This is a genomic window from Flavobacterium sp. (assembly GCF_041911335.1).
Lineage (GTDB): Bacteria > Bacteroidota > Bacteroidia > Flavobacteriales > Flavobacteriaceae > Flavobacterium.
Genome location: NZ_JAYRPD010000013.1, coordinates 1 through 6,383, shown reverse-complemented (window position 1 = coordinate 6,383; position 6,383 = coordinate 1). Strand labels below are relative to the sequence as shown.

The 6,383-nt window shown below is 34.1% G+C and carries 5 protein-coding genes; all 5 read left to right on the top strand.

Translation table 11 applies throughout. The annotated features are described in order from the left end of the window. Positions 1–27: 27 nt before the first annotated feature. Complete coding sequence (locus tag ACE3PD_RS01360; protein ID WP_374398813.1) at positions 28–480, top strand: T9SS type A sorting domain-containing protein; 453 nt, start codon at positions 28–30, stop codon at positions 478–480. A 274-nt stretch (positions 481–754) separates the two neighbouring features. Beyond that, positions 755–3,493, top strand: coding sequence for a TrlF family AAA-like ATPase (locus ACE3PD_RS01355; protein WP_374398811.1), 2,739 nt, complete (start codon positions 755–757; stop codon positions 3,491–3,493). Positions 3,494–3,730: 237 nt separating this feature from the next. Beyond that, a complete protein-coding gene (locus tag ACE3PD_RS01350) occupies positions 3,731–3,868 on the top strand; it encodes a hypothetical protein (protein ID WP_374398809.1) in 138 nt (45 codons plus the stop codon). 116 nt (positions 3,869–3,984) lie between these two features. Beyond that, complete coding sequence (locus tag ACE3PD_RS01345) at positions 3,985–4,236, top strand: hypothetical protein (protein WP_374398807.1); 252 nt, start codon at positions 3,985–3,987, stop codon at positions 4,234–4,236. Between the two features lie 9 nt (positions 4,237–4,245). Beyond that, positions 4,246–6,183, top strand: coding sequence for an AAA family ATPase (locus ACE3PD_RS01340; RefSeq protein WP_374398805.1), 1,938 nt, complete (start codon positions 4,246–4,248; stop codon positions 6,181–6,183). The last annotated feature ends 200 nt before the right edge of the window (positions 6,184–6,383 follow it).

Here is a 6,383-nt window from a genome sequence, read left to right as displayed (position 1 = left end):
TAAAATAGCTCTCCAAAGCCCAAAGCTTTGGAGTTTTTATTCCCATCTTTTACCCCTCCTTTAGGAGGAGCTCGCGCAAGTTCTCACAACTGGTCAACTTCCGCAGAAACAAGAAATGACGAAAACACACTCATCATTCACGACAAAATTGTAACTGACCAATATTTCCAAGCATTCGCTTACCTCTACAATTTTGCAGGAGGCGTTCTCAATGCAACAGAATTCGCACAAGCTAATCATCAGTTCATTGCATATCCAAACCCAACTGCTGATATCGCTTACATCAAATCAGACAGCCGTACAGCCAACCAAAGCGGTTCATATACCATCTTTAACGTTGCAGGTAACAAAATCCTAGAGAAAAACTTTACCCAACTTAAAGAAACTCAAATCGACCTTACTAATTATCCAAAAGGTCTATACTTCATCAATCTAAAAATCGGAGATAAAACCTACCAAACAAAACTCCTCAAAAAATAAAACAGAAATCTATCTCCCTCGAGATAGATTTTTTTATGAATTATCCACATTTAACACAAAATAAACACTTTCAGTTTTTTAAGTTAATTTATTTTGTATAAATTTGTTAGAAATTAATAATCAGAAACTCATATTACGCAATTCATTCAAACGTTTACAAGCAGATTTATAATTAATAATCAATAAGTTAATCGTTTAAATTTATTATTAGTAGTTGCGTATATTTTAGAGTAACCTGCAAGCCTAACCTGACGACATCACATAATTCAAAGATATGGAAAATATAATACATGGAGCAAAATGGTGGAAGTTTGACTTTCACAACCACACACCGAAATCTAATGACTTTGGTAAGGGTGATGCCGCTCACATGGCAATTACACCAGAGAATTGGTTGCTTATGTATATGACCGCTGGCATTGACTGTGTTGCAATAACAGACCACAATTCAGGAGAATGGATTGACACATTAAAAGCAGCATTGACTGCAATGGATAATTCAGACCCCAAGCCGATTGGCTACAGAAAAATATACCTATTTCCAGGAGTGGAAATTTCTGCATCGGGCAACATTCATATTTTGGCATTGTTTGCCCCAAGTGCAGGAACAGCAGAAGTTCAAACACTTCTAGGTACTGTTAGATTTCCAGCGGCACAGATCGGAACAACCGATGCTGTTTCACCCGACAGCGTTGAAGATGTAATTAATGCAATTCATGCAGCAGGTGCAGTTGCAATTCCTGCACATGTGGATAAGTCAAGTGGACTTTTTTCCCTCACTGGTTTTACTCTCACACAAGCAATCAAGACGGAAGGACTTCTTGCAATTGAAGTAGTTGACAAAGCGGCAGCAAAACCAGACCTATACAATCAATCCAAACTTAAATTAGCAGAAGTAATTGGCACTGACAGCCACATTGCAGCACAAGTGGGAACAAATTACACTTGGATTAAAATGGGTGAACCATCTTTGGATGCTTTGAAACTTGCATTGCATGATAGAGAAGATGGAATAATTAGAAAAGATGAAATCACTGTTGACCCGAACAATGTTTCAAATCGTTACTTCATAAAATCACTAACAGTTAGAAATGGTTTCAAAGCCGGAAACGGAACACCATTAAAAACAGAATTCAGCCCTTGGCTTACTTCTGTTATCGGTGGTAGAGGTTCGGGCAAATCAACCATCGTAAATTATTTGCGTATAGCGTTAGCAAGAATTGATGAAATGCCTAATGAAGTTCAAACAGAGTTCAATAAATTCAATGCAATAGGAAGGAAAGACGGAACAGGTATGTTGCGAAACGTAACATCTATCGAAGTTGAAATTTTCAAGGACGGGAAACTTCATTTGATAACATGGAATAATTCTATTCATACATTACAGGATTGGAATGTAACAACAGGAGCTTGGAATGCAGCAACAACCGTTTCAAATATCAAAGACCTTTTTCCAATTCAAGTTTTCAGTCAGAAAGAACTTTACGCATTAACTGGTAATCCTTCAAAACTTATTGAGTTGATTGATTCACAGTTTGACAAGCCAGCTTGGACAGAATCAAAAGATAGGTTGGTAAATAAATGGCTTGCAGACAGAGCAACAAGAAGGCAACTTCAATTTGCCATATCAGAAGAAGCCAACATAAGAGCACAGCTTGGTTCAGCGAACAATAAAATAGCATTGTTTGAAAGTTCGGATTATAGAGTCACGTTAAACAACTTCAATAAACTCACAGCGACAAATAAATTTTTCACTGATAACAGTGAAAATGTTTCAGAGTTCATTTCTCAATTGGAGGAATTAGAACAAGCAGTTCCAAACATTGAAATTCCCGAAGGAATAAATGATGTTGTAATTAATGATTCGTTGCAGTTTATTCAAACAATGAATGCTGCATTAACAGCAGCAAAAGCAAAACTAACAGAAGCAATTGCACTTGTTACAACATACAAAGAACATCTCACTAGACAATTCAATACACTTCCTTGGTATGCACAATTTGAAGCAGCCAAACAAGCGTATGATGCTATTGCAGGAAGAATACAGGAATTAGGAACTGAATCGTATGAAACACTAATCCAAAAAAGGGCATTATTGAATGACAAACTTGCTTTAATTGAAAATCAAAAAGCAGAACTTGCAACCTTAAATACAAATCTTGGAATCCTTTACACTTCAATCATTGACAAGGAAAAGGAATTAAGAACAAAAAGAAACGAAATTATTGGAAGATGGAGATCAATTGATAACACTAATAATCCGTTTCTGATTATTGAATTGCATCCAATGGCAGATTCAGAAAATGCCAATACTACTTTCAGAGAGCTTATTAGAAAGTCAGGAGGTGAATTTGCAAGCGACATTTATAATTACAACGAAGATGATGGAAGCAGTTCAGGACTAATCGCAAGAATTATAAATGAAGCCGAAGCTACCCGTTGGGCAAAACGACTTAATGAAATTGAAACATTTCTTTCATCAACGGAAGCTGATAAAAAAACACTTGATATAAGGTTGGCAAGACACCTTGACTATCTAAAACAAAATACTCCCGAAGATATTGACCGCTTAATAGTTTGGGTGCCTGAAGACAAACTTGTTTTGAAGTTCAGGAAGCAAGGTGTCGTAGAAGATATTCAAACAGGTTCAGCCGGAGAACGTACAGCCGGAATGTTAGGTTTGCTTTTAGCACTTAACGACATTCCTTTAATCATTGACCAACCCGAAGATGATTTGGACACAAAACTAATTTCAAATTTTGTAGTTGACGGTTTCAAAAAGCTAAAACAAAAAAGACAGTTGCTTATTGTTACTCACAATCCAAATATTGCAGTCAATGCAAATTCTGATAATGTAGTTCACATGGATTTTGTTACTGGACAAATAGTTGTTGCGAGTAATAACGCTTTGCAAGATAAACACATTCGCAATGCAGTTTGTGAAGTTATGGAAGGAGGTAGAGATGCTCTCAACAAAAGATATTACCGTATTTCTAAAGCACTTAAACAATGATAAGAAACCAGCTGCGCAAAGTTTTTAACTTTGAGCACATATTAAAGAAAACTAACTACTCATAACTACCTATTATATAACTGACTTTGTATGATTTTTTTACTCTTATATTAATTAATATATTATAAAAGATAAATAATAATGAAGATATTTATAAAAGTATTTATGAAATTTTATTTACAAACTATAAATTTAAACTATACCTAAATATATAATCAACTAATAAATAATAAAATTATGGCACTTAAACCTGGACCAAAAAGAATTGCGGAATCAACCGGAAAACCAGACAAACGTCAGCGTGACAACAAAGGAACCCCGGGAAATACTCCTTCTTTGAAACCTTCTAAATCAACACAGAAACCTAAGAAATAAAAAATAAACCCCAATGGTGCGGATTTTTAATCCCACGAACGGAACCAAACTTCCTTCGTGTTACTTCACAAATCAGTGCGTACTTTACAGGCATGAATAATACTACACCAAAAAATATGGATTATATAGAATGTCCTCATTACAACGAACTTTTAATAGTATTAGCAGAGGGAAAAGATTTAGAAGATATTAGTTTTGAAATTGATGAGGTAGAGAGTTGCAGAAATTGCTTAAAAGAAAATGATGTGTGTGAGTTATGGGTTATGCTTGGTTTTGTAAAAAACATGAATATCAGTGATGCTAAAATAGCTATTGATACTTTAGATGAACAATTGAAAAATATTGTTTTAAACTTATTAGTAATTTAGACTCTTACAATGGCGACAGTAATTGACAACATCCCATTAGACGAAACAAACGAAGAGTTCAACTATGCGTCTGACTTTGTTATGCATACTAACCGACTTGTTTATCTGACAGGAAAAGCGGGAACGGGTAAAACTACTTTTCTAAAATATCTCAAAGAAACAACAAACAAAAATGTCGTAATTCTTGCACCAACAGGTGTAGCAGCAATTAACGCAGGTGGTCAAACAATTCATTCGTTTTTTCAGATTCCTTTCGGTCCTTTTGTATTAAATGATAAAAGACTCCGGACAAGCAAAGATTTTGGCGACACTGACGAAACAACTATCTACAGTACGTTCAGATATCGTGAAGACAAAAGAATTATACTTGAAAAACTCGAACTTTTAGTAATTGATGAGATTTCGATGGTCCGTTGTGATACCTTAGACGTTATAGATAGAGTTTTAAAAGTTTTTAGAAAAAAGCCACATCTTCCATTTGGTGGAGTTCAAGTGATTTTAATTGGCGATACATTCCAGCTACCTCCAATAGCTAATTTTGAGCAGTGGGAAATTTTAAAAGAATATTATCAAAGCCCGTTTTTCTTCAGTTCAAAAATTGTAATTGAGAACCCACCAATATACATTGAATTAAAGAAAATATACAGACAGAAAGAGCAAGAGTTTATTGATTTACTAAACAAAATAAGAGTAAACCAAATTACAGACGTAGAACTAAGTAAGCTAAATCAAAAATTCAATCCGACATTTTCCACTAACGGCTCAAACAATCATATAATTCTATCTACAACAAATGCTCAAGTAAACCAAACAAACACAACAAAGTTAGACGAACTAACAACCGAACTAAAAGTTTTTTCAGGAGAAATAACTGGAACATTTCCAAAAGACAGTAGAGGAAATTATGTATTACCTACTGAACTAAATTTGCATTTAAAAGTTGGTGCACAAGTAATGACGTTAAAAAATAGTACAGGATATTTTAACGGAAAAATTGGAAAGATCTTATCTTTAGACAACAACAGAATTATTGTAGAATTTGCTAATCAACAAAAAGCTCAAATAGAGAAAGCATCTTGGAATAATGTCAAATACACATGGAATAAAGAAAAAAAGAAAATTGAAGAAGAAATAATCGGAACATTCACGCAATATCCTTTAAGGTTAGCTTGGGCTATTACTGTTCACAAAAGTCAAGGACTTACTTTTGAGAATGTTTATGCTGATTTAGGTTCTGCTTTTGAGGACGGTCAAGTTTATGTTGCTCTTAGCCGTTGTACTTCTTACAATGGTCTTGTTTTAAAATCACAAATTCCTCGATCAAAAATTAAGACAAGTTCAAAAGTGATTGAATTTGCAAAAACAGAAACACCAAGCACTTTAATCGTTCAAGAACTCAATTCGGGCAAAGCTGATTTTTATTATAAAAAAGTTCGTGAAGAAATCACAGCTTTAAACTTTTCGGAAGCTTATGAGAACTTTATAAAAGCAATCAAATTTAGAAATGACATTGAAACCGAAATATTCAAAAAATATTTTATCGCAACAGCAAGCAGACTTGGTTCTTTCAGACAAAAACATACTGACACATTGAACCAACTTGCAACAAAAAACCATGAAAATGAAGAATTGCAGGTCTCTATTTCAGAATTAGAAAGTGTAAAACTAAGTCATCAAACGAAAATAAGCGAACAAAACAAGGCGATAAAACTCTTGCTTGACATGACCAAAGACCTTGAAAAGCAAAATGAAAAATTAAAATCTGATATTTCGACCTTGACAACTGAAAAATCAATCTCAGAAACAACAATACAGCGACTTCAAAAAACAATTCAAAAAAATAAAGCAACAATTTCAAAATTGGAAACAACAATAAATAGCAACGAACGAGAAATTGAACGACTAAGTAATTTAAAATGGTACAAAAAACTATTCGGACAGAAGTAATGTCCAGCACTCCGTAGTTTGTAACTTCGGACCCGATGGCGCATTCTATGGCAAAAACCAAATAAAAATATAAAAATTTTAAGATGCAAATTTGTAAGTATTGACAAAAGGAGATTCTCTGCTAATAACAGCAAAAGCTCTGCTTACAATTTTGCATTTTATATTATTTAATACCAAGAGCGTATGTTTGCCTTCATCTC